The organism is Devosia sp. Leaf64 (assembly GCF_001421945.1).
GTDB lineage: Bacteria > Pseudomonadota > Alphaproteobacteria > Rhizobiales > Devosiaceae > Devosia.
The window spans coordinates 285084-306021 of record NZ_LMLO01000021.1 but is presented as its reverse complement, the minus strand read 5'-3'; the positions used below and the strand labels follow the sequence as shown (position 1 = coordinate 306021).

The following is a 20938-nucleotide window of genomic DNA, read 5'->3' as shown; positions in this document are numbered from 1 at the left end:
GCATGAAGCTGACGTCTGGCCTTGGAGGCCAATTGACTGTCGACCTGGGGGCACTCGCCCGAAACTGGCGCGCACTCGACAAGGTGAGCCAGGGCGCGCTGACGGCTGCCGTGGTAAAGGCCGATGCCTATGGTACCGGGATTGAAATGGCCGCAACGGCGCTTTATGCGGCCGGCGCGCGGTTCTTCTTTGTCGCGACACCGGACGAAGGCGCTGCGGTGCGCACATCCCTCCCCGAAGCGCATATTTTTGTGCTGGACGGGCTCTATCCCGGCGCGGCGAACTTTTATATCCGACAGAACCTGATGCCGGTCATTTCCTCGATGGAGATGCTCGAAGAGTGGCTCGCCAAATGCGTCGAGCGGAACGAGGGCTATCCGAGCGCCTTCCACTTCGACACCGGCATGAACCGGCTGGGTTTCCGGCTCAACGAGTCGGTCGCGGTGCGTGAACGCATTTCGCGGCTTGGCTATGCGCCGCAGATGGTCATGAGCCACCTCGCCTGCGCCGATGTGCCCAACCACGAGAAAAACCGCACGCAACTCGCGCTGTTCAGTTCGGTGCTCAACCAGTTTCCGGGGATCCCCGCCTCGCTCGCCAATTCGGCAGGGCTGATGACGGGGCGCGATTATCATTTCCAGATGGTCCGACCCGGGATTGCGCTCTATGGCGGCCGCGCCGTCATCGGGCGCAAAAACCCGATGGCCAATGTGGTCACGCTGCATGCGCCAATCCTGCAGGTACGCGAAGCGCGGACGGGCGAGACCGTCGGCTATGGCGCTGCCTATTCCCTCTCGCGCGACAGCCGCTTGGCTGTGATCGGCCATGGCTACGCCGATGGATTTCAGCGCAGTCTCTCGTCCAACAATACGCGGCCGGGCGGCAAGGTGTTCGTACGCGGCAAACTCTGCCCGATCCTCGGCAAGATTTCGATGGACCTGACCATCGTCGATATCACCGAGCTTGGGCCCGATATTCCCAAGCCCGGCGAGGGCGTCGAAATATTCGGCCCCAATATCAGCGTAGACGATCAGGCAGATGTTGCAGGCACGATCGGCTATGAAATGTTGACCTCGCTCAAGGGGCGATATTCGCGCAATTATGTGGGCAATGGTTATCTGCAGGAATAGCGTTCAGTTCTCTATTTGTTCTTGTCGTGCTTGATATCGCTTGCTAGTGTCGCGGCAGCGAGCGGCGGGCGAGATGGCTGGACAGACAAGGACTTTGGCAATTCTTCTGCGAGCCATCGGGCCGGTAACGCATAAGCTCATGTCCATGACCCAATGGCGCGCGGCGTCGGAGGCTGCCGGATTCCTTGCGCCGGAAACGCTGGTCAATACTGGCAATATGCTGGCGGAGTTTGACGGCTCCGATGTGGCGGCTGTCGAAAAGATGACGGCTGTGCTGCGCGGGTTTGGGCTTAGCGAAAACGTGGTGCCGATCGTGCGGCGGCCGGAACTGCTCAATGCGTTGATGGCGGCCAATCCTATCGAAGCAGCGGCGGAGCGGGCGGATCAGACCGGGGTCTATTTATTTGCAGCAGACGAGCCGCATCTCGGCTGGCTCGAAGGCCATGACGGGCCGGAGAAGATCCACGTGCTCCAGCGGCATCTCGTCATCGATTTTGGGCCTAGTGTCGCGCAATCGGCGCGGCTGATGCGGCTCATCGACAAGCGTTGCGGGACCAATACCGTGCGCAACTGGAACAGCGTCCGACGCATCGCGGAGCGGTGCCGTCTACGAGAGAAAGTCTAGCCTTGGCCAAACTCAAATCCAATTTCGTCTGCCAGGCCTGTGGCGCGGTCTCGACCCGTTGGCAGGGGCGGTGCGATGCCTGCGGCGAGTGGAACACCATTGTCGAGGAGCTGATCGACAGCGGGATTGGCGCGGGGCCGAAGGCAGCGAAATCGGGCGGGCGGCCAACGAACCTGCTGCCCCTCGCCGGCGAAACCGAAGGCGCGGCGCGGGTCGTCACCGGCATCTCGGAGCTCGACCGCGTGACCGGCGGGGGCTTTGTCAAAGGCTCGGCCCTCTTGGTGGGCGGCGACCCGGGTATCGGGAAGTCGACGCTGCTGCTGCAATCGGCAGCAGCTTTGGCCAATCGCGGCAAGCGCGTCATCTATGTTTCGGGCGAAGAGGCGATTGCGCAGGTGCGTTTGCGCGCGCAGCGGCTGGGATTGGGCGAGGCCAGCGTGCTGCTCGCGGCCGAGACCAATGTCGAGATCATTCTGGCGACGCTCGAAAACGGACCGCCACCGGATCTCGTCATCATCGATTCCATCCAGACGCTTTGGACCGATCGGGTCGAAAGCGCCCCGGGGACGGTAACGCAGGTGCGGACCTCCGCCCAGGCGTTGACGCGGCTGGCGAAGAAGACTGGCGCGGCCGTCGTTTTGGTGGGTCACGTGACCAAGGACGGGCAGATCGCAGGGCCGCGCGTCGTCGAGCATATGGTCGATGCCGTGCTCTATTTCGAAGGGGATTCGAGCCACACCTTCCGTATTTTGCGCGGCGTAAAAAACCGTTATGGCGCGACGGACGAGATCGGCGTTTTTGCCATGACCGAGCGCGGGCTCGAGCAGGTGGCCAATCCTTCGGCGCTGTTTCTCGATCAGCGCGATCAGGACGCGGCGGGCTCGGCGGTGTTCGCCGGCATGGAGGGAACGCGCCCGATCCTCATCGAAATTCAGGCGCTGGTGGCCCCTTCCCCGCTTGGTACGCCGCGACGTGCTGTGGTCGGATGGGATTCGTCACGGCTGTCGATGGTGCTGGCCGTGCTCGAGACGCGCTGTGGTGTTCGCATCGGGGCGAACGATATTTATCTCAATGTCGCGGGCGGGCTAAAAATCAATGAGCCGGCCGCAGATCTGGCCGTGGCGGCGGCGCTGATTTCCTCGCTGACTGGATCGCCCTTGCCCAAGGAGGCCGTCTATTTTGGGGAAATTTCGCTCGCCGGCGGCGTGCGGCCAGTGGTGCATGCGGGGCTGAGACTACGCGAAGCACAGAAGCTGGGCTTCCAGTCGGTGATGACCGGACGAATGAACACCGTCGATCGCGCCGGAGATTTTGCGGTCAACGAATTTACCCAGCTATCGGAAATGGTCAGCCGGATTGCGGCGAACGGGAAGAAGCCGGTGGCTGAGCCAGAGGGCTGGTGAGCGGAGAACAGCGCTGTCTAGTACTCGGTGAAGTGCTCAGCTGCGCAAGATGCCCGCCTTAAACACCGAAGAAGTCGTATGACTTTGCAGCGAAGGTCGGAGCGAGTTGACTATAGAACTCAAGATCACAGATTTTTGAACGACTTTGGGTGGCGGGGAGGCATCTATAGCGCTTTGGAAATCTGGGAATTTCGAACCGCCAATTATCCCTGTTTATTAGTTCAGACAAACCTAGGTTATTGTTGCGCACGGTCTGACTCCAGACCATAAGCGGAGGCCCCAAATTCTATGTGCCCGAGTAGCTTCGGGCCAAAAGCTAGGCCTACCAATGTTCATGATGATCCTGCTTGTCGATCGCATCCGGCAGAGCGAGGACAAGGCGGCGCTCCTCGCCAATTTCCAGCTTTCGATGGCGGAGCTGGGCTTTAACTGGTCCAATCTTTCCATCGCCATGAACATGGCAGAGGTTGGCTACGAGGTTCTCGTCAGCAATTGGCCGGAAACGGTGCGGCTGAAATTTCACGAGAAGACGAGGGTGGATAGCGGGTTTGCCGCGCAGCTTCCGCCCGCCGGCATGAGTTTCACCTGGAACGATGTGACCCTTGCGGGTCACCGGGAAGATAGCTTCATCTCGGTGCTGCTGGCGCATGGCATCAAGACGGGTGCGTTTGCCTCGCTGACGGATTTTAACGGACAGCCCTACAAACTGGTGGTTGGCGCCGAATCCGGGCATCCGCTGGTCGAGGACTTGGTCGCGCAAGTCATTATTCTCGCGACCATAACCCTGTTGCGGCTTGATAGTCTGGCCTATGCAGAGGCGGCGGCTGATCCCGGACCGGCGGCAGCGACGCTCAATCTCTCCGAGACGCAGCACGAGATCCTAAAATGGGCGGCGGCGGGCAAGTCGAATAGCGATATCGCGGCAATTCTCGAACTCAGTACGTCGGCGGTGTCCTATCATCTGGCGCGGATTTACAAGATCCTAGGCGTTGCGACGAAACTGCAGGCTGTGGCGCTTCTTACCGACGCGGGCGCTCGCGGCGGCTGAACGGGCGCCTCTAGATCTTTTGGAAAGTGGCCGTCGCGACCTGGCGCACGGCTTCGCATTTGCCGGCCATCGGCTCTGAATGTCCGAGGAGGAGATAGCCGCCGGGGCGCAGGTGGGACACGAGCTTGTCGATGACCTTGGCCTGGTCGTCCTTGCTGAAGTAAATGAGGACATTGCGCAGGAAGATGACGTCGACGTCCCGATCGACCGGGTAGTGCTGGTCCATCAGGTTGAGATAATTGAAATTGGTGTGGCGTCGCAGTTCGGGGACGATGCGAACCTCGGACGGCTGGGCCTCGCGGCGCGACCAGAGCAGATATTTGAACTGCATGTCTTGCGGGACAGGCGCGATCTGCTGGGTCGGGTAGATGCCGATGCGGGCTTGCTGGAGCACTTCGGTCGAGACATCGGTGCCAAGGATCGAATAGCGGAAAGCGCCAGTCTTTTCGGCCATGTTGGCAAGCACCATGGCGGTCGTGTAGGCTTCAGCGCCAGTCGAACAGGCCGCGCTCCAGACCTTGATGGTGGGTAGCCGCTCCATTCGACGCGAGGCCAGAAGGTCTTTGACGATCGTTGAGCGGAGCAGGTCGAAGTGTTGCGGCTCGCGGAAGAAGTCGGTCTTGTTGGTGGTCAGGACGTTGACGAGATGCGGCAGTTCCGTTTCGAGCCCTGCGCGGCGAAAGAGAAGATCGCTATATTCGGCAAAGCTCGTCATTTGCAAATCGCGCAGCCTCCGGCGCAGACGCGCTTCGACCATGGATTGTTTGGTGGAATGCAGCCGCACGCCGATTTCGGCGCCAATGAGATCGACTATGCGGGTGAAGTCCCGGTGTGAAAGCTGGTCGACGGTCGCTTGCGGGCTGAAACTCGTTGGTTGAGCGAACTGCACTTGAGATCTCCGGGGCGGTTCGCCTCCCCCAGACGCGAACCACGGACTAGCTTTGCATGTGGGCGACGGCGCCCCGGATCGAGGCGCCGTCGTTTAGGTTACGCCGCACCGCGGCGCATGAAATCGCCGTCGAGACTGTCATTGCCGTCATCAAGGTCGAGGTCAAAACCGCCCGACAGTGGCCTCGACTTGCCTGGTTTTGAAAAGTGCGGCGCAGAGGCCATGACGGCGGAGCGGAGATCACGCTTCATCGGCGTTTCGGCCGCGACACGTAGCGCCGGGGCGGCGTCACCATCGACGCGGAAGTAGCTGATGGCCGCCTGGAGTTGCTCGGCCTGGCTCGCGAGCTCTTCGGCAGTTGAAGACATTTCCTCGGCTGCCGAGGTGTTCTGTTGGGTGACCTTGTCGAGCTGCTGAATGGCGGTGTTGATCTGGGATGCGCCGGCATTCTGCTCGCGGCTGCCAGCAGAGATTTCTTCCACCAGTTCGGCGGTGCGCTGGATATCGGGGACGAGCTTTTCGAGCATGTCGCCGGCGGAGCGGGCCGCTTTGACGGTGGTCGCAGAGAGCGTCGAGATTTCGGCGGCAGCGGATTGTGAGCGTTCGGCGAGCTTGCGCACTTCGGAGGCGACTACGGCAAAGCCGCGACCATGTTCGCCGGCACGAGCGGCTTCGACGGCGGCGTTCAGCGCGAGAAGGTCGGTTTGCCGGGCGATTTCCTGCACGACCATGATCTTCTCCGCGATCGTCTGCATGGCGGAAACCGCGTTGTTGACCGCCTGACCCGACAGAAGGGCATCGGCGGCGGACTGGCGGGCGATGCGTTCGGTTTGCGTCGCGTTGTCGGCCGACTGCTTGATGGTCGCCGTCATTTCTTCCATCGATGCCGAGGCTTCCTCGGTCGACGAGGCCTGCTCGGTCGCGCCCTGGCTCAACTGCTCGGCCGTGGCCGACATTTCCTGGCTGCCGGAAGCTACGTTGCGGGTTGCGGCCGTCACTTCCGAGACGACGTCGCGTAGCTTGCCGGTCATGGCGTTGAGCACTTTTACGAGGTCGCTGAGTTCATCATCGCCCTTGGTAGCGGCAGACGCATTGAGATCGCCGCCTGCAACATCATTGGCAAGCTGGACCACGGTATTCAAAGATCGCGAGATCGATGTGACGATGAGGGTCGCGGCAAGAGCGGCAATAATTGACGAGCCAGCGAGGATGGCGAGCAGCAACAGGCGGCCTTGCTCGTAGAGCGTCGTTGCCGCGGCATTTTGCTCGGCGAGGTTTTCGACGCTGGCGGCGACGATGGCGTCCACGAGTTTGGTGATCTCCGCACGCAGGGGAGCGGCCTGCTTTGAGGCAATTTCGGTCGCTTGATAGGTGCCGCGCTGGAGCGAAATGTCATTGACGGTCTGCATGCTAGCGAAGAACGCTTGCATTTCCGAGGCGATGGCGTTGGCGTCCCTTGCTTCGGCGGAGGATAGTACACGAGTTAGCCGATCGGCTTCGGCGCCGGCCTTTGCGGTCGTTTCGGTAAAGTCGGCCTGATATTTGTCCTGCTCGGTCGGGTTCTCGTCGGACAAGAGCAGGTTGCGGTGTTGACGGTAGGCCTTGGATACCAAGGCCTCAAGCTGCGTGACGCCGATGTAGGCGTCCGTCGCAGAGGGATCTCCCGCCATCAGACGGCGGCGAGCCGCATCGGACAGGGCGCTCAGCTTTTCCTCGAGGCTCCGGTTGGCTTCGGTGATGACGCCGGTTGTCATCTCATAGGCCCGAGCATTGCTGTTCTTGCTGGCCTCGTCAGCAACGTCGGCAGTCGCAGAGCGGTAAGATCCAAGAAGATTGGAGATCTGTTCGATGCTTTCGTTGTTGGCCGCAACGGAGAACGTGCCCTTGAGCTGATCGGCCGTGACGCTTGCCCCCGCCAGCATCTCGCTGACCGAACGCGCCATCGCAGCAATCTCGGCATCGTCGCTCGAGATGATCATCTGCCGCATGTTGGACGCCGCGGTCGCGAGATCGGCCTGGATCTTGCGCACGGAAAGCGAACGCTCGACGGGGCCGGTGACGATGGTGTCAATCTTGTCGTTGAGGGTGCCAAGGTTTTGGATGGCGTAGAACATGCCGCCGGCGGAAAGCACCATGACCGCGGTGAAAGTCGCGGCCAGCTTTGCCTTGATCGTCAATCTCATTGTGCAGGCTCTTTTTCTGATGCTGCTGCAGGCGGCTCCTGCCGCCGGCATTTGAAAAAACATGCGTTTGCGGCGCGACCGGATTTGAACCGCAGATATCGGCGCGCTCAAAATTCCCAGTGACCTACGAGGGGACTGCAGGGTCACTGGGGATCTTTTTGAGGCGCAGCAGGCAGAGGGGCGCTTCAAACCACCCTGCCCTTGCGCATTCCGCCCATGACAAATGCGAGAAAAGGGGAGGCAAGCAAACCAACCAGGTAACTAGTTGCTAAGACCTATGTGATTGGGTGAATTGGCAGCACTACATCCTCGATTCCGCCGCCAAGCGGCCAGCACCGCCTTTGTCTCCAGGCCGATGGATGCGGCGCTTACGGTCGCTGCAATCGTGCCGCTTTTTTAGGTCAGACAGTGCGCGCGGTGTTGACGAGCGATGATTTGAACCTGACGCATCAGCACAGATGTTAAGAAACTCTGAAAGATCACGTGCTTGCGCCCCTGTTGGCCTTGGCACGGGAGCACAAAGCCGCTAATGGTCCCGCAACAGGCCAAGGCGGCAACTGGAGACAGGCAAAACATATGCTGACAGCGTTCGACGTTGGTGTGGGTGTCTTGGTTTTGATCTCGGCGATCCTGGCGACCGCCCGAGGCCTGACGCGCGAAGTGCTTTCGCTGGCAACGTGGGCCGGCTCTGCCGCCATTGCCATCTATATGTATCTCTACCATCCCGATATCGCGCAGCAGTATATCGCTGAAGAGATCGTGGCCAATATTGCAACCGTGGTGGTGAGCTTCATCGTCTCGCTCATCGTGCTGCACCTGCTTACTATGCGCATCGCCGATTTCGTGGTCGATAGCCGCATTGGGCCGATCGACCGGACCCTCGGCTTTGTGTTCGGCGTGCTGCGCGGCATTCTGATTGCCATCGTCATCACCATTTTCGGTACGTGGCTCCTCGGCACCAACCTGCCGGAATGGGCGCGTAATTCGCAGTCGCTGCCGCAGCTCCAGAATATGGGCACGACGCTGATCTCGATGCTGCCTGAAGGGCTTGAGCAGCAGGTCAATGATGTCATCAAGGGTGGCGGCGCCGATCTGACCGCCGATCCTGAAGCCCAGACCACGCCGCAGGAAACCGTTCCTGTCGATCCGACCATCGACGGCACCGTCGACCCGACCGACGCTCCGGTTGCCGGCGAAACCCAGACTTGATCTGAAGCGGGCGTCTTCGTCCACATCAGGCCCAACCCCCAAATCTGTCATTGGTGGTGGGCAGGCAAATGCGCTATTGGCGTGAACCAGAAACCATCACTGTCCGCAGGCCAGCGGAGGGTGAGCCTAAAGTTCATGGAGAAGTTCGGTGACCCACCCGAGCGACGACGATTTCGATCTTGAAAGCGACACGCTGCATGAAGAGTGCGGCGTGTTTGGCATTTTGGGGCATAGCGATGCTTCGACGCTGACGGCGCTGGGGCTTCACGCCCTGCAGCACCGCGGCCAGGAAGCGGCGGGGATCGTCAGCTTCGACGGGCGCCAGTTCTACCAGGAAAAGCGCATGGGTCTGGTGGGCGACCACTACACCGACCCGGCCGTGCTCGCCAAACTGCCTGGCACGATGTCCATCGGCCATACGCGCTATTCGACGACCGGCGAAGTGGCGCTGCGCAATGTGCAGCCGCTGTTTGCCGAGCTGGAAGTCGGCGGCATTGCGATTGCGCATAATGGCAATTTCACAAATGGCCTGACGCTGCGCAAGCAGATCATTGCGACCGGTGCCATCTGCCAATCGACCTCGGACACCGAAGTCGTGTTGCACCTGATCGCCCGCTCGCGGCACTCTTCGACCACCGACCGCTTCATCGACGCCATCCGGCAGATGGAAGGCGGCTATGCCATGGTGGCGCTGACGCGCACCAAGTTGATCGCGGCGCGCGACCCGGTGGGTATCCGTCCGCTGGTGATGGGCGAACTCGACGGCAAGCCGATCTTCTGCTCGGAAACCTGCGCCCTCGACATCATCGGCGCGAAATATATCCGCGACGTTGAAAATGGTGAAGTGATCATCTGCGAGATCCAACCAGACGGTTCGATCAGCATCGAAGAGCGGAAGCCAGCACGCAATACACCCGAGCGTCCCTGCCTCTTTGAATATGTGTACTTTGCCCGTCCTGACTCGGTTGTTTCGGGCCGCAGCGTCTATACGGCGCGCAAGCGCGCGGGCATGAACCTTGCTAAGGAAGCGCCTGTCGAGGCCGATGTGGTGGTGCCGGTGCCCGATGGCGGCACGCCGGCGGCAATCGGCTTTGCGCAGCAGAGCGGCATTCCGTTCGAGCTCGGGATTATCCGCAACCACTATGTGGGCCGCACCTTCATCGAGCCGACGCAGCAGATCCGCGCCTTTGGCGTGCGCCTGAAGCACTCGGCCAATCGTGCCGAGATTGCCGGCAAGCGCGTGGTGCTGATCGACGATTCCATCGTGCGCGGCACGACCTCGATCAAGATCGTGCAGATGATCCGTGATGCCGGCGCGACGGAAGTGCATATCCGCGTCGCGAGCCCGATGATTTTCCACTCCGACTATTACGGGATCGATACGCCGGACCCGGAAAAGCTGCTGGCCAACCAGTATCATGACATCGACGCCATGTGCCGGTACATCGGCGCGGATTCGCTGGCTTTTCTCACCATCGACGGCCTCTATGAAGCCGTGGGCGGGGAAAAGCGCAATGCGCAGGCGCCGCAATTTACCGATCATTATTTCACGGGCGATTACCCCACTATCCTGACCGATCTGCACGGTCATTCGTCGAACAATCCCAAGCAGGTCTCACTGCTCAAGGAAGCGGGTTAATGACTGAAAATACCGAACTGACCGGCAAGGTCGTGCTGGTCACCGGCGCTTCGCGTGGCATCGGCTACGCGGCAGCGCTCGAAGCGGCCAAGCGCGGCGCGCATGTGATCGCCGTTGCCCGCACCGTGGGCGGGCTCGAAGAACTCGACGATGCCATCCAGGAAGTCGGCGGCTCTTCGACCTTGGTGCCATTCGACCTGCGGGATGGTGACGCGATCGACCGCCTCGGCGCGGCAATATTCGAGCGCTGGGGGCATCTCGATGGGCTCATTGCCAATGCTGGCATGCTTGGGACACTGAGCCCGGTTGCGCATCTGAAGCCTGACGAATTCGAAAAGGTGATGGCGCTGAACGTCACCTCGAACTTCCGCCTGTTGCGCTCGCTCGACCTGCTTTTGCGCCAGGCGACGGCTGGGCGCGCGGTATTCGTCTCGTCGAGCGCGGCGCGGTCTGCCCGCCCCTTCTGGGGCCTCTATGCCGCGAGCAAGGCGGCACTCGACGCCATGGTCAAATCCTATGCCGGCGAGTTGAGCAATACCGAGGTCAAGACCAACATTTTCTATCCCGGCGCGGTGCGCACAGCGATGCGGGCCAAGGCGATGCCGGGAGAAGATCCCGAAACGCTGCCGCAGCCTGCAGACATCGCGCCAAAGCTGATCGACCTCTTGAGCGATCGCGTCACGGAGAATGGACGCGTGTTCAATGTCGCGACGGATATGTTCGAGGACCTTTGAGGCCGATAGGTCCAGTAAAACAAAAAGGCCCCGGATCGCTCCGGGGCCTTTGTTTTTAGGCAGCTTCGACATCTGCCAATTTTGAGATCAGAACCTTATCGATGCGGCGACCATCGAGGTCGATGACCTCAAAATGCCAGCCATCGCGATCGAATGTCTCGCCCGTCGCGGGAAGATGGTTGAGGCAGGCAAGGATATAGCCGGCCACGGTTTCGTAGCGCGCATCCTTTGGGACGGTGATCTTGAACCGCTCCGAGAAGTCGTCGACCGGCATCCAGCCAGCGACCAACCACGAGCCATCCTGACGCTGCAAAATGGCGGGATCGTCGCCTGGCTCTTCGTTGTAGACGCCGGTGATCACTTCGAGCACATCGCCAAAGGTGACGATGCCTTCGAAGTGGCCGTATTCGTCGACAACCAGAACCATTTTCACCGGCGCCTGGCGGATCGCCTCGACCACGTCGAGAGCGTCGGCATGCTCCATAATCACTGGCAGCGATTTAACGAGCTTGCGCAGGTCCGGCTGCTGACCAGTAGCGAGAGCGGGAAGCAGATCTGCAAGCGCGAGAACGCCGAGGATGGAATCGGCATTGCCTTCCTGAACCAAGACCTGGGAATGCGAGGTGTTGAGGATGATCTTGAGGTTTTCCTCAAAGCTGTCCTCGACATCGATCGAAACGACGTCCAGACGCGGGGTCATCAGGCCGCGCGCCGAGCGATCGGCAAGCCGCATGACGCCCGAGAGCATCGAGTGCTCTTCGGTTTCGAAAACGCCCGCACTGGTGGCTTCAGCGAGGATCGTCCGGACTTCTTCCTCGGTGACCTGCTCTTCGTTTTGGCCACTCTGGCCGAGAAGACGCAGAACCAGCTTGCCCGAGACATCAAGCAGCCAGACGATGGGCGAGCCGACGAGAGCGACGATCGCCATCGGCTGGGCCACATAGGAGGCCACATTTTCGGGGTTACGCAAGGCGATTTGCTTTGGCACCAATTCGCCGAGAATCAGCGAACCATAGGTGATCAGGACGACGACGAGACCGACGCCGCCGACATCGGCGATATTGGCCGGCAAGCCGATTTCAGCTAGCCAGACGCTGAGGCGCGAGCCGAGCGTGGCACCCGAAAAGGCACCTGACAAAATACCAACGAGGGTAATGCCGATCTGCACGGATGAAAGGAATTTGCCCGGATCTTCGGCAAGCCTGATGGCGGTGGCTGCACCTTTGTTTCCTTGATCGGCAAGGACTTTTAGACGCGCGGGACGGGAAGAGACGACGGCCAGTTCTGACATGGCCAAGGCGCCGTTCACGAGAATCAGAACGACGACGATGAGGATTTCTGTAAGCAACAAAGTGCAATGTTGACACGCCGCGACCAATGGCGGGGTGCTACGACCCGTCCACTATAGGGCAAGCCCCGGCAATGTGAATAGGCCAATGGACGCATTTGCTGGGGAGGAATGTCTCCCCAGCGTGCGTGGGAGTGAGCCACGCAAAGCAAGAGGCGCGGTAAACCGGCGCCTCAGTCCTTATTGGCGTATGGGTTCTTGCCGCCGCGGAGCCAGAGGCGGATCGGGGTTCCGGGCATATCAAAGGACTGGCGCAGACCATTGATCAGATAGCGCTGGTAGGACATCGGCACGACATCGGGGCGCGACGCGAAGACGATGAAGCTCGGAGGCCTGGTTTTCGCCTGCGTCATGTAGCGCATTTTGAGCCGGCGACCCGAGACGGCCGGAGGCGGATGGCTCTCGGTCATGGCGATGAGCCAGCGATTGAGCTTGGCGGTCGAAACGTGCGCATTCCAGGTGCGCTCGACATCGAAGACCGCCTGCATCAGCTTATCGATGTTGCGCCCGGTGAGGCCGGAGAGCGTCACAAGCGGAATACCGCGAAGCTGCGGCAGCAGACGTTCGCATTCCGCGCGGAGCTCCGCGAGCTTGGCGTTCTTGTCCTCGATCAGGTCCCACTTGTTGAGGGCAATGACCATGGAACGGCCTTCGCGCTCGACGAGATCGGCGAGCGCCAGATCCTGCTTTTCGAACGGAATGGTCGCGTCGAGCAGCAGGACGACGACTTCGGCATATTGGATGGAGCGAAGGCTATCGCCCACCGCCAACTTTTCGAGCTTTTCGGTGACGCGGGCACGGCGGCGAATACCGGCGGTATCAACGAGGTTGATGGCGCGGCCTTCCCACTCCCAAGGCACGAGAATGGAATCGCGCGTGATGCCAGCCTCGGGACCAACGAGGACGCGATCTTCCCCAACCATCCGGTTGACGAGGGTCGACTTCCCCGCGTTCGGCCGGCCGACAATGGCGACGTTGAGATAGCGGCGTGGATTCCAGCGGAGGGTCGCTTCTTCGCCTTCGCCTTCCAGCATATCGGGCGTGATATCGACATCGACTTCGGGCAGTTCGTCGAGATCGCCGTCGAACTCACTCGCAGCTTCCGCGGCCTTCTTTTCCGCAGCTGTGTCGATGGCGGCCGAAACGATGGAATAGAGTTCGGACAGCCCGAGGCCATGCTCGGCCGACAGGGCGATCGGTTCGCCGAAGCCGAGCTTGAAAGCTTCGACCAAGCCATGCTCGGCAGATTTGCTTTCGGCCTTGTTGCCGACGAGGTGCACGTCCTTGCCGGCCTTGCGCAGAACCTGGGCAAAGCGCTCGTCGAGCGGCACAACGCCAGCGCGCGCGTCGATCATGAACAGGATGACGTCTGCGTCGCGGATGGCGAGCTCGGTCTGCTGGCGCATGCGGTCTTCGAGCGAGCCGTCCTTGACGTCCTCATAGCCTGCCGTATCAAGGACCTTGAATGTCAGGTCGGCGATATGGCCCTCGGCTTCGCGACGGTCGCGGGTCACGCCGGGCGTGTCATCGACCAGCGCGATCTTGCGGCCGACCAGGCGATTGAACAGGGTCGACTTGCCGACATTGGGGCGGCCGACAATGGCTACGGTGACCGTCATGGCCGCTCCTCGATTGGTTCAGTTTACTGCGTTGCCGGCGGAGTTGTCGTACCGGCAGCAGGCGCTGCAGGCTCAGCGGCCGGCGTTTCGGCAGCGGGTGTGGTCGTCGTCGCTGGCGCGTCAGGGGTCGTGGTTTCCGCAGGCGTGGTTGCTTCGGCTGGAGCAGCATCGGAAGCTGGTGCCGCGACTTCGTCGCCCTGGATGATCGAATCGACCGCATCGGCTGCGGTGCTCGCGTCGGCAGGCGCCTCTGGTGCAATCGCGCCATTGGAGGTCATGGCTGCGAGATAGTAGGCAACGCGGTTGCGGATGCCGTCCTGGGCCAGCGGGTCGTTCAGCACGGCTTCAAAGCTGGCCTTGGCCGCTTCGTTGTCGCCGGCCTTGAACTGGGCGAGCCCGATCAGCTCGCGCGCAACGCGGCGCATCGGATTGTCGTCAGTTGCGATGGAGCCAACGCGGGTTTCGACATCGGCGAGCGTGCCGGTATCGACGAGGATGCTGGCCGCCTGAAGCAATGCCAGTTCGCGCAGGCGCACATTGGACTGATCATTGGCGAGCGTATCGTAAGCGGCCACCGCGCCAGCGCTATCGCCGCTCTTGGCGAGAAGCGAGGCTTTGGCAAATTCGGCCAGCACCGGATAGCCACCGCTGCCATTGGCAGCGAGCGTATCGAGCTCGGCTTGGGCCGCAGGCAGGTCATCCTTGTTGGCGCTGTCGAGCGCTGCGTAAAGCTCCTGGGACGACTGGGCGGACTTGCTGTTGCTGTACCAAGCCCAACCTTCGTTTACCGCCACAATGGCCACAATGGCCACGGCCGCGCCGATGACGAAAGGCGCAATGCGACGCCAAAGCGCGCGCATGCGATCGGAGCGGAGCTCCTCGTCAACTTCACGGAAAATATTGTCCTCGGCCATGGCGGTCTCTGGGTCTCACGCAATTTCGCGCGTGTTTAGCACGCTACCCCCGGAATGCAAATTGGATGGGCGTTTGACAGGCGGAAATCGGCGGATGAAGGCCACTTCTCATGTGCAATTAGGAGGATATAGGGTGCGGCGGGTCGGAGGGGACGGCGTTCATGGCTTTGGCACAAGCCCAAAAGGCGGATTTCAGTTTGCCGGCATTGGTCTTTGCGCAGGCACTGAGCACCTTCAACCACAGCCTACTCCGCTCCGCGATGCTGGCGCTCCTAACGTTTCGCGGGCTGACTGCGTTTGGCCTCGGCAATGAGGCGCTGATTGCCATCAGCACAGTCGTGATCGTCTTGCCCTATGTGCTGTTGTCGCTTCCGGCCGGACGGTTGGCCGACCGGTACTCCAAGACTGCCCTGGTGCGGGCGATGATGGGTTTGGATGTGCTGATCGTTTCTGCTGGGGCGATCGGGTTTGCGACCGGGAACACCCTGCTGATTCTCGTTGTTTTACTGTTTGCCGGAATCCAGGCGGCACTTCTGGGTCCGGCCAAGTTTGCCATATTGCCCGAATTGGCCGGTGAAGACCGGCTGCTTAACGCGAATGGGTGGATGAGCGCGACCGGAACAGTGGCCGTCATGTTGGGCCTGACGCTCGGTAGTTTTCTGGCTCTCGATAGTGCCGGGTTTTGGTCGATGCTTTTCGGTGCGCCAGCGCTGGCCGCACTAGGTTGGTTTGCCAGTCAAAGAATTGAGGAGGTCGGACCCAAGGCCCCTGCCCTTTCGCTCGCCACTGCGGCATTTGCGGGAGACTTCGTCGACAGCTTCAGGAAATTGAGCGCATCGACGTATCTCACTTGGCCGCTGATCGGGTCGTGCTGGTTTTGGTTTCAGGGAACAGCGCTGACAGCACTCTTGCCGATTTACGTGTCGGAGACAGGCGGGCCGGATCAAACGGCCTCGCTACTCTTCCTCGTTACGACCGTCGGTGTCGCCGTTGGGGCGCTGACGGCAAGCCAATTGATCCGTCGGTTCAATCCGACTGTTCTGATCGCCGGGATGCTGGCGGTGATTATTTTGCCGATGCTCGACCTGGCACTGTTGCCGCATGGCTGGGACTTATGGGGCATTGCGCGGGTATCGAACGATTTGACGCTGACATCTGCAGGAGCCGGATTTTTCCTTGTGCCGCTGACGGCGGCAATCCAGCGCCTGACGCAAGCAGAAGAACGGGCACGATTTGTGGGCATCAGCCACACACTGAGCGGCTTTGCCATGTGCCTCGGCGGCGTCACCATTTTCGTCTTTCCGATGACCGGACTAGCGGCGGGGCAGATGTTTGTGGTTTTGTCGGTACCGACTGGATTGATCGGTGCGCTATCCTTGAGCGCCACCCCGATGCGTCGGGACCGGCACGTCTTTAGCGGTTGAAGGCGCGCTCGCAGGCGGCATCGATGATAGCGAGTTTTGCGGCCTGGTAGCTGATGACCTCGTCGACAAATCCGGCTGAAACCCACATGGGCGACCCGCCCCGCTTGCCGCTCCAGCCCATGCTTCCCATAGTCTCGGCTTCGCGCAACTTGCGGGTGAGATGAGTGCGCGAGATGTGAATCCAATCAGCGATCTCGGAAATCGAGGTTATGGACGTGATATAGGTCTGCTGGTCCGTGGATTGACCCGTGATGCAGGTGATCAACCAATCCATGACGATCCCGCCATTGTTGAACCAGGTGAAAAGCGAGACGGCGCCCTCCGGCTCCCGCATGCCTATGGCGGTCATGAAACTGGACGCCACCTCGATCTCAATCGCAGCGAAGGCCATGGGAACCGTTTTGAGGCTTTCCAACCGTAGGCCGTGATCGATGGCATCAAGCGTGGTGAGGTGCGTCGAAAGCCAGCGATGCAACATGTCGAGGGGCGCAGGCGAGACGATAAGCGGCTTTTCGCGCCGGTCATCGGGATTTTCGATGGCCATCGCATAGTGATAGTGCATCATCTCCTTGATGAAGGCGTCGGCAGTGTTGCGACTGGCGATGCCATATCGCTCCACTTCATCGAGAAACCGGGAAAGCGTCAGCCGAGGTGACGTTGCGCCGCCTTGCCTGAAGGCCAGAGCCATGGCGGCATGCGCGAGCAGCCATCTTTGCTGCGTAGCAAAGACCGAACTAATGCGCGGATTAAGATGAAAAGCACTAATCAGGGCACCTGACTGGCGCTGAATAAGCAGCAAAACTTCCGGGTGGCCAATTATGTCAGAAGAAGTCAGCGCCAACGCATTCACCCTCCTCCGACTTTCCAACGAAAGAAACGGTAAAGCACCGCGAGCGCTCGAATTTATGGCCGCTCCGGCGCCGACGTAATAATACTATTTAGTTCTTGCCGTACAGTATTACCCCCAAACAAAGTCAGCTTAGCTGACTATCTCAATCCAGAAATCTCCGGCAGCATTCGCGCACCAGTCATCCGGCTGCATGTATGGACAGCAAGCAGGTTTCAAATGATAGGGTTTGCCACGGATAGTATTGCCCCCGAGCATCGCTTTGAGCACTGGCGCGAATTGCGCGCCAAACATGTGCTGGGCGTGACGCTCGAATTGCCAATCGAGCGGAGGCGCGCCTTTCAGGGTCGCTTTCGCTCCAGAACCGTAGGCAGTGCCACGGTGACATCCATTCGCGCCTCGGCCTATGTGGTCAAGCGCACCGAAAGCGACATTGCCCGTCTTGCGGGGAACAGCATCTGTATCGGTCACCAGATCGAGGGACCCGGGCATCTCGAGACCGCCGGGGGCGTCGAAAAGATCAATACGGGCGACATGACCATCGGGTTCAGCGATGCTCCATTTGTCGCAACGCCCACTGGCGACAAGGCTTTTCACTACAGGATGACCCGCATTCCGCCGACGGCGGGATTGGCCATGGGCGCCGCCATCGACGACATGCAATCGGCGCGAGTGGACACCTCGTCCACGGCCGTTCGGCCTCTGCAGGCTCTGTTCAAAGCCATTCATGGAAGCGCCTTGGCGTCAAACATGGAGGATGCCGCGGGGACCGATCTCGGTCGACTTGCGCTGGCGGTCAGGGGCTTGCTGCCCATCGGCATCCCGGAAATTCGCAGGGCGATGCGGCATGGGCTTTATCATGCGGCGCTCGACATCATGGATGCCAACAAGAGCGAGCCTGGCCTGACGCCCGACAAGGTCGCAGGAAGCATCGGCATTTCACGGCGGCAACTGTTCACCGTCTTTGAAGAGGCGGAAACGAGCTTTGCCAAAACGCTTTCAGTCATGCGCATTCGCGCGGCGCGGCAGTGGCTTCTCGAGAGGCCAACGGCGCCGGTGATCGACATCGCCTTCGGCTGCGGCTTTGAAAGTGTCGCGACCTTTTATCGGGTGTTCAGCAAAGCCTATGGCATGTCGCCCAATGACCTGCGCCATAGCGAGCACATTGACTAACCCTAACTGGGTGTACCCAATAATGGTCGGGACATTGCCCGCCGCCTGCACGCAATGAGAAGACTTACCGCATCGATCGCCTGATTATGACAGCCAACACCACCGTGCTTATGGGAATGCACGGTGGTGGACAGCGTCATTGGAGGTTGCATTGGGCCAGGGACAGGGCACCGAGACCGCCGAACAACGGACCGCCGCGGAGAGGCGGGTTCGGCAAGATAGCGAACTTTTCGGATCATATGGCAAACGGCCGCGCTTCTTCGGAAGACCGGGCATGCCGCCAAAAAAGGAAACGGATATCGACCAACCTGCGTTCGGGCGGCGGGTGCAGCCGCCGAAGTCGCAGATTTCATTACAGAAAGAGCGGCTTCGCGGCCTCTATGCCGAGCTGTGGATGGTCTTTTCCGATCCAGCCTATCCCCAGAATGGGGTGCCCATCCAATATCAGGATGGTGAGACGCCGGTCATAAGGCTCGGCGATCAGGCGGTCATTTCGGTCGATGCGCAGACAGGTGCGTTCGTCTTCCGCAATGAAGACGGCACGGGATCGAGCGACACGATCACGACCTCGGATGTCGACCGGCTGATGGATTTTCTCGTCGCGCATCTGACGCGGATAGAAGGCACGCCGCAAGGCGGGCTCGCCCATGTCGAAAAGAGCGTGGGGCGCTCGATTGAAGATGTCGAGCGCGTCTTGATCCTCTCGACGCTTCGCCACTGCCAGGGCAATCGCACCATGACGGCGCGCATGCTGGGTATTTCGCTGCGCACTCTGCGAAACAAGCTGCACGCCTATTGGGCAAGCCTGATCGCCGAGGGTCAGCGGGCGCCAGATGCCCTGACCTGAGCTTTTGCACGCAACGAGAAGACGGTGTCACCTTCGCGTGGCACCGTCAGTTCCATTACATGGCACAATCCGGGGGATGACATGGCCTGGTTTTACATCAAGCTGCCGCGCGGAACCCTGAAGGTGAAACCGCGATCGCAAATGCGCACGCTCGAACTGGCGCGGCACGTGCCGGTGCTCGACCTTGGCTTCTTCGTGATGAGTTGGTGGAGCGACGCGATGATGCGGGAAGATGATCGCCATCGACCAGCGATAGAAAAAAGGGGCCGATAGCGGCCCCTTTTTATTGAACTTGAACGTGCAGCGGCTAGCCGACGTCATTCCCACTCGATCGTGCCGGGCGGTTTGCTCGTGACGTCATAGACGACACGGTTGATGCCGCGGACTTCGTTGATGATGCGGGTGGCGGTACGCCCAAGGAAGTTCATGTCGAACTGATAGAAATCAGCGGTCATGCCGTCGACCGAGGTCACCGCGCGGAGGGCGCAGACGAATTCATAGGTGCGGCCATCGCCCATAACGCCGACGGTCTGGACCGGAAGCAGCACGGCAAAGGCCTGCCAGATCTTGTCGTATTGGCCGGACTTGCGAATTTCGTCGAGATAGATGGCGTCGGCCTGGCGGAGGATATCAAGCTTTTCGGGCGTGATACCGCCGGGGCAACGGATGGCAAGGCCCGGACCGGGGAATGGATGGCGGCCGATGAAGTTATCCGGAATGCCGAGTTCGCGGCCGAGAACGCGGACTTCGTCCTTGAACAGCTCGCGCAGGGGCTCGACGAGCTGCATGTTCATGCGCTCGGGGAGACCGCCGACGTTGTGGTGGCTCTTGATGGTGACCGAGGGACCGCCGGTGAAAGAGACGCTCTCGATAACGTCGGGATAAAGCGTGCCCTGGGCGAGGAATTGCGCGCCGCCGAGCTTCTTGGCTTCGGCTTCGAATACCTCGATGAAGAGGCGGCCGATGATCTTGCGCTTGGTTTCCGGGTCGGACTGGCCGTCGAGTTCTTCGAGGAAGACCTTTGAGGCATCCACGTGGACCAGGGGGATATTGTACTGGTCGCGGAACATGGTGAGGACCTGTTCCGTCTCGTTCAACCGCATCAGGCCGTGATCGACATAGATGCAGGTGAGCTGATCGCCGATGGCTTCATGGATCAACACGGCTGCAACGGAGGAATCGACGCCGCCGGAGAGGCCGCAGATGACCTTGCCCGTGCCGACCTGAGCGCGGATCTTTTCGACCATTTTCTGGCGATAGGCGGACATGGTCCAGGTCGACTGGATGCCGCAGATCTTGTGGACGAAATTGGCGTAAAGCTTGCCGCCATCGGGGGTATGAACCACTTCAGGGTGGAACTGCACGGCCCAGATGCGGCGCGCTTCGTTGGCGATCATGGCGAAGGGCGCGTTGGGCGAGGTGCCGACGACCTCGAAGCCTTCGGGAATCTGCGTGACGCGATCGCCGTGGCTCATCCAGACCTGGTGGTCTGTGCCGAGATCCCAGACGCCGGCATAGAGTTCGCTCGGCTTTTCGATGGTGACCTGAGCGCGGCCGAATTCGCGATGGTGACCGGCTTCAACCTTGCCGCCCAGAGCCATGCAGAGCGCCTGCTGGCCATAGCAGATGCCGAAGATCGGCACATTCGCATCGAAAATCGCCGGATCGATGGTCGGAGCGTTTTCATCCAGCGTCGAAGCGGGGCCGCCGGAGAGCACGATACCCTTCGGTTTCAGCGCTGCGACGGCGGCGGCTGCGGCCTGAAAGGGATGAATTTCGCAATAGACGCCGGTTTCACGAATACGGCGTGCGATGAGCTGGGTCACCTGAGAGCCGAAGTCGACGATCAGGATGGAATCTTGAGCGGAAGCGGGATCTGGGAGCTGCATGGCGAGGCTTTAGCCGC

Annotated in this window: 18 protein-coding genes; 11 read left to right on the top strand and 7 right to left on the bottom strand. The window is 60.6% G+C overall.

Going from position 1 to position 20938, the window contains the following annotated elements; translation table 11 throughout:
- The first annotated feature begins 2 nt into the window (after positions 1 to 2).
- The 4 genes from alr (at position 3) to ASE94_RS14380 (ending at position 4206) form a co-directional block, all read left to right on the top strand.
- Positions 3 to 1130 carry an alanine racemase gene (alr, locus tag ASE94_RS14395; protein ID WP_062630980.1) on the top strand — a complete coding sequence of 376 codons (1128 nt, stop codon included), beginning with the start codon at positions 3 to 5 and terminating at the stop codon, positions 1128 to 1130.
- A 94-nt stretch (positions 1131 to 1224) separates the two neighbouring features.
- Positions 1225 to 1755, top strand: a complete 531-nt coding sequence (locus ASE94_RS14390; RefSeq protein WP_162236098.1) for a DUF1697 domain-containing protein — start codon at positions 1225 to 1227, stop codon at positions 1753 to 1755.
- Between the two features lie 2 nt (positions 1756 to 1757).
- Positions 1758 to 3158, top strand: a complete 1401-nt coding sequence (gene radA, locus ASE94_RS14385) for a DNA repair protein RadA (protein ID WP_062630978.1) — start codon at positions 1758 to 1760, stop codon at positions 3156 to 3158.
- 328 nt (positions 3159 to 3486) lie between these two features.
- A complete protein-coding gene (locus ASE94_RS14380; protein ID WP_062630977.1) occupies positions 3487 to 4206 on the top strand; it encodes a LuxR family transcriptional regulator in 720 nt (239 codons plus the stop codon).
- A gap of 10 nt (positions 4207 to 4216) precedes the next feature.
- Here the strand turns inward: ASE94_RS14380 and ASE94_RS14375 are convergent, their stop codons facing one another.
- Both ASE94_RS14375 and ASE94_RS14370 read right to left on the bottom strand, forming a co-directional pair.
- The gene (locus ASE94_RS14375; RefSeq protein ID WP_062630976.1) at positions 4217 to 5095 is read right to left on the bottom strand and encodes a CheR family methyltransferase; all 879 of its coding nucleotides are present in this window, start codon (positions 5093 to 5095) and stop codon (positions 4217 to 4219) included.
- Between the two features lie 98 nt (positions 5096 to 5193).
- On the bottom strand, positions 5194 to 7278 hold the full coding sequence (locus ASE94_RS14370) for a methyl-accepting chemotaxis protein (RefSeq protein WP_244484049.1): 2085 nt from the start codon (positions 7276 to 7278) through the stop codon (positions 5194 to 5196).
- Positions 7279 to 7854: 576 nt separating this feature from the next.
- Between ASE94_RS14370 and ASE94_RS14365 the strand changes: the two genes are divergently transcribed.
- From ASE94_RS14365 to ASE94_RS14355, 3 genes are all read left to right on the top strand, one after another.
- The gene (locus tag ASE94_RS14365) at positions 7855 to 8487 is read left to right on the top strand and encodes a CvpA family protein (protein ID WP_061907169.1); all 633 of its coding nucleotides are present in this window, start codon (positions 7855 to 7857) and stop codon (positions 8485 to 8487) included.
- Between the two features lie 148 nt (positions 8488 to 8635).
- Positions 8636 to 10126 carry an amidophosphoribosyltransferase gene (gene purF / locus ASE94_RS14360; protein WP_061907170.1) on the top strand — a complete coding sequence of 497 codons (1491 nt, stop codon included), beginning with the start codon at positions 8636 to 8638 and terminating at the stop codon, positions 10124 to 10126.
- The gene (locus ASE94_RS14355; protein ID WP_062630974.1) at positions 10126 to 10860 is read left to right on the top strand and encodes an SDR family NAD(P)-dependent oxidoreductase; all 735 of its coding nucleotides are present in this window, start codon (positions 10126 to 10128) and stop codon (positions 10858 to 10860) included. The genes purF and ASE94_RS14355 overlap by 1 nt, the downstream gene beginning before the upstream one ends.
- A 55-nt stretch (positions 10861 to 10915) precedes the next feature.
- Here ASE94_RS14355 and ASE94_RS14350 read toward each other — a convergent pair whose 3' ends face one another.
- The 3 genes from ASE94_RS14350 to ASE94_RS14340 form a co-directional block, all read right to left on the bottom strand.
- On the bottom strand, positions 10916 to 12208 hold the full coding sequence (locus tag ASE94_RS14350; RefSeq protein ID WP_082461226.1) for a hemolysin family protein: 1293 nt from the start codon (positions 12206 to 12208) through the stop codon (positions 10916 to 10918).
- 173 nt (positions 12209 to 12381) lie between these two features.
- Positions 12382 to 13827, bottom strand: a complete 1446-nt coding sequence (der, locus tag ASE94_RS14345; protein ID WP_062630973.1) for a ribosome biogenesis GTPase Der — start codon at positions 13825 to 13827, stop codon at positions 12382 to 12384.
- Positions 13828 to 13850: 23 nt separating this feature from the next.
- On the bottom strand, positions 13851 to 14741 hold the full coding sequence (locus ASE94_RS14340; protein ID WP_062630972.1) for a tetratricopeptide repeat protein: 891 nt from the start codon (positions 14739 to 14741) through the stop codon (positions 13851 to 13853).
- A 161-nt stretch (positions 14742 to 14902) separates the two neighbouring features.
- On the opposite strand from ASE94_RS14340, the gene ASE94_RS14335 reads away from it, so the two are divergent.
- Complete coding sequence (locus ASE94_RS14335; protein ID WP_062630971.1) at positions 14903 to 16165, top strand: MFS transporter; 1263 nt, start codon at positions 14903 to 14905, stop codon at positions 16163 to 16165.
- On the opposite strand, the gene ASE94_RS14330 is transcribed toward ASE94_RS14335, so the two are convergent.
- Complete coding sequence (locus tag ASE94_RS14330; protein WP_244484048.1) at positions 16155 to 16853, bottom strand: hypothetical protein; 699 nt, start codon at positions 16851 to 16853, stop codon at positions 16155 to 16157. The genes ASE94_RS14335 and ASE94_RS14330 overlap by 11 nt on opposite strands.
- Before the next feature lie 378 nt (positions 16854 to 17231).
- On the opposite strand from ASE94_RS14330, the gene ASE94_RS14325 reads away from it, so the two are divergent.
- The 3 genes from ASE94_RS14325 to ASE94_RS14315 all read left to right on the top strand — a co-directional run bounded on the left by ASE94_RS14325 (position 17232) and on the right by ASE94_RS14315 (position 19305).
- A complete protein-coding gene (locus ASE94_RS14325) occupies positions 17232 to 18185 on the top strand; it encodes an AraC family transcriptional regulator (RefSeq protein WP_062630970.1) in 954 nt (317 codons plus the stop codon).
- A gap of 274 nt (positions 18186 to 18459) precedes the next feature.
- Positions 18460 to 19032: a helix-turn-helix domain-containing protein gene (locus ASE94_RS21590; RefSeq protein ID WP_062630969.1), complete on the top strand. Its 573-nt coding sequence runs from the start codon at positions 18460 to 18462 to the stop codon at positions 19030 to 19032.
- Between the two features lie 81 nt (positions 19033 to 19113).
- A complete protein-coding gene (locus tag ASE94_RS14315) occupies positions 19114 to 19305 on the top strand; it encodes a hypothetical protein (protein ID WP_061907177.1) in 192 nt (63 codons plus the stop codon).
- Between the two features lie 44 nt (positions 19306 to 19349).
- Here the strand turns inward: ASE94_RS14315 and guaA are convergent, their stop codons facing one another.
- The gene (guaA, locus tag ASE94_RS14310; protein ID WP_062630968.1) at positions 19350 to 20921 is read right to left on the bottom strand and encodes a glutamine-hydrolyzing GMP synthase; all 1572 of its coding nucleotides are present in this window, start codon (positions 20919 to 20921) and stop codon (positions 19350 to 19352) included.
- Positions 20922 to 20938 lie beyond the last annotated feature (17 nt).

Excerpts from the sequence above, each read along its gene's own strand:
- ASE94_RS14370 (WP_244484049.1), bottom strand. The coding sequence starts at position 7,278 with ATGAGATTGACGATCAAGGCAAAGCTGGCCGCGACTTTCACCGCGGTC.
- ASE94_RS14315 (WP_061907177.1), top strand. The coding sequence starts at position 19,114 with ATGGCCTGGTTTTACATCAAGCTGCCGCGCGGAACCCTGAAGGTGAAA.
- ASE94_RS14330 (WP_244484048.1), bottom strand. The coding sequence starts at position 16,853 with ATGGCTCTGGCCTTCAGGCAAGGCGGCGCAACGTCACCTCGGCTGACG.
- der (WP_062630973.1), bottom strand. The coding sequence starts at position 13,827 with ATGACGGTCACCGTAGCCATTGTCGGCCGCCCCAATGTCGGCAAGTCG.
- ASE94_RS21590 (WP_062630969.1), top strand. The coding sequence starts at position 18,460 with ATGCCGCCAAAAAAGGAAACGGATATCGACCAACCTGCGTTCGGGCGG.
- ASE94_RS14355 (WP_062630974.1), top strand. The coding sequence starts at position 10,126 with ATGACTGAAAATACCGAACTGACCGGCAAGGTCGTGCTGGTCACCGGC.
- ASE94_RS14380 (WP_062630977.1), top strand. The coding sequence starts at position 3,487 with ATGTTCATGATGATCCTGCTTGTCGATCGCATCCGGCAGAGCGAGGAC.
- ASE94_RS14325 (WP_062630970.1), top strand. The coding sequence starts at position 17,232 with ATGATAGGGTTTGCCACGGATAGTATTGCCCCCGAGCATCGCTTTGAG.
- guaA (WP_062630968.1), bottom strand. The coding sequence starts at position 20,921 with ATGCAGCTCCCAGATCCCGCTTCCGCTCAAGATTCCATCCTGATCGTC.
- ASE94_RS14335 (WP_062630971.1), top strand. The coding sequence starts at position 14,903 with ATGGCTTTGGCACAAGCCCAAAAGGCGGATTTCAGTTTGCCGGCATTG.
- ASE94_RS14340 (WP_062630972.1), bottom strand. The coding sequence starts at position 14,741 with ATGGCCGAGGACAATATTTTCCGTGAAGTTGACGAGGAGCTCCGCTCC.
- ASE94_RS14365 (WP_061907169.1), top strand. The coding sequence starts at position 7,855 with ATGCTGACAGCGTTCGACGTTGGTGTGGGTGTCTTGGTTTTGATCTCG.
- alr (WP_062630980.1), top strand. The coding sequence starts at position 3 with ATGAAGCTGACGTCTGGCCTTGGAGGCCAATTGACTGTCGACCTGGGG.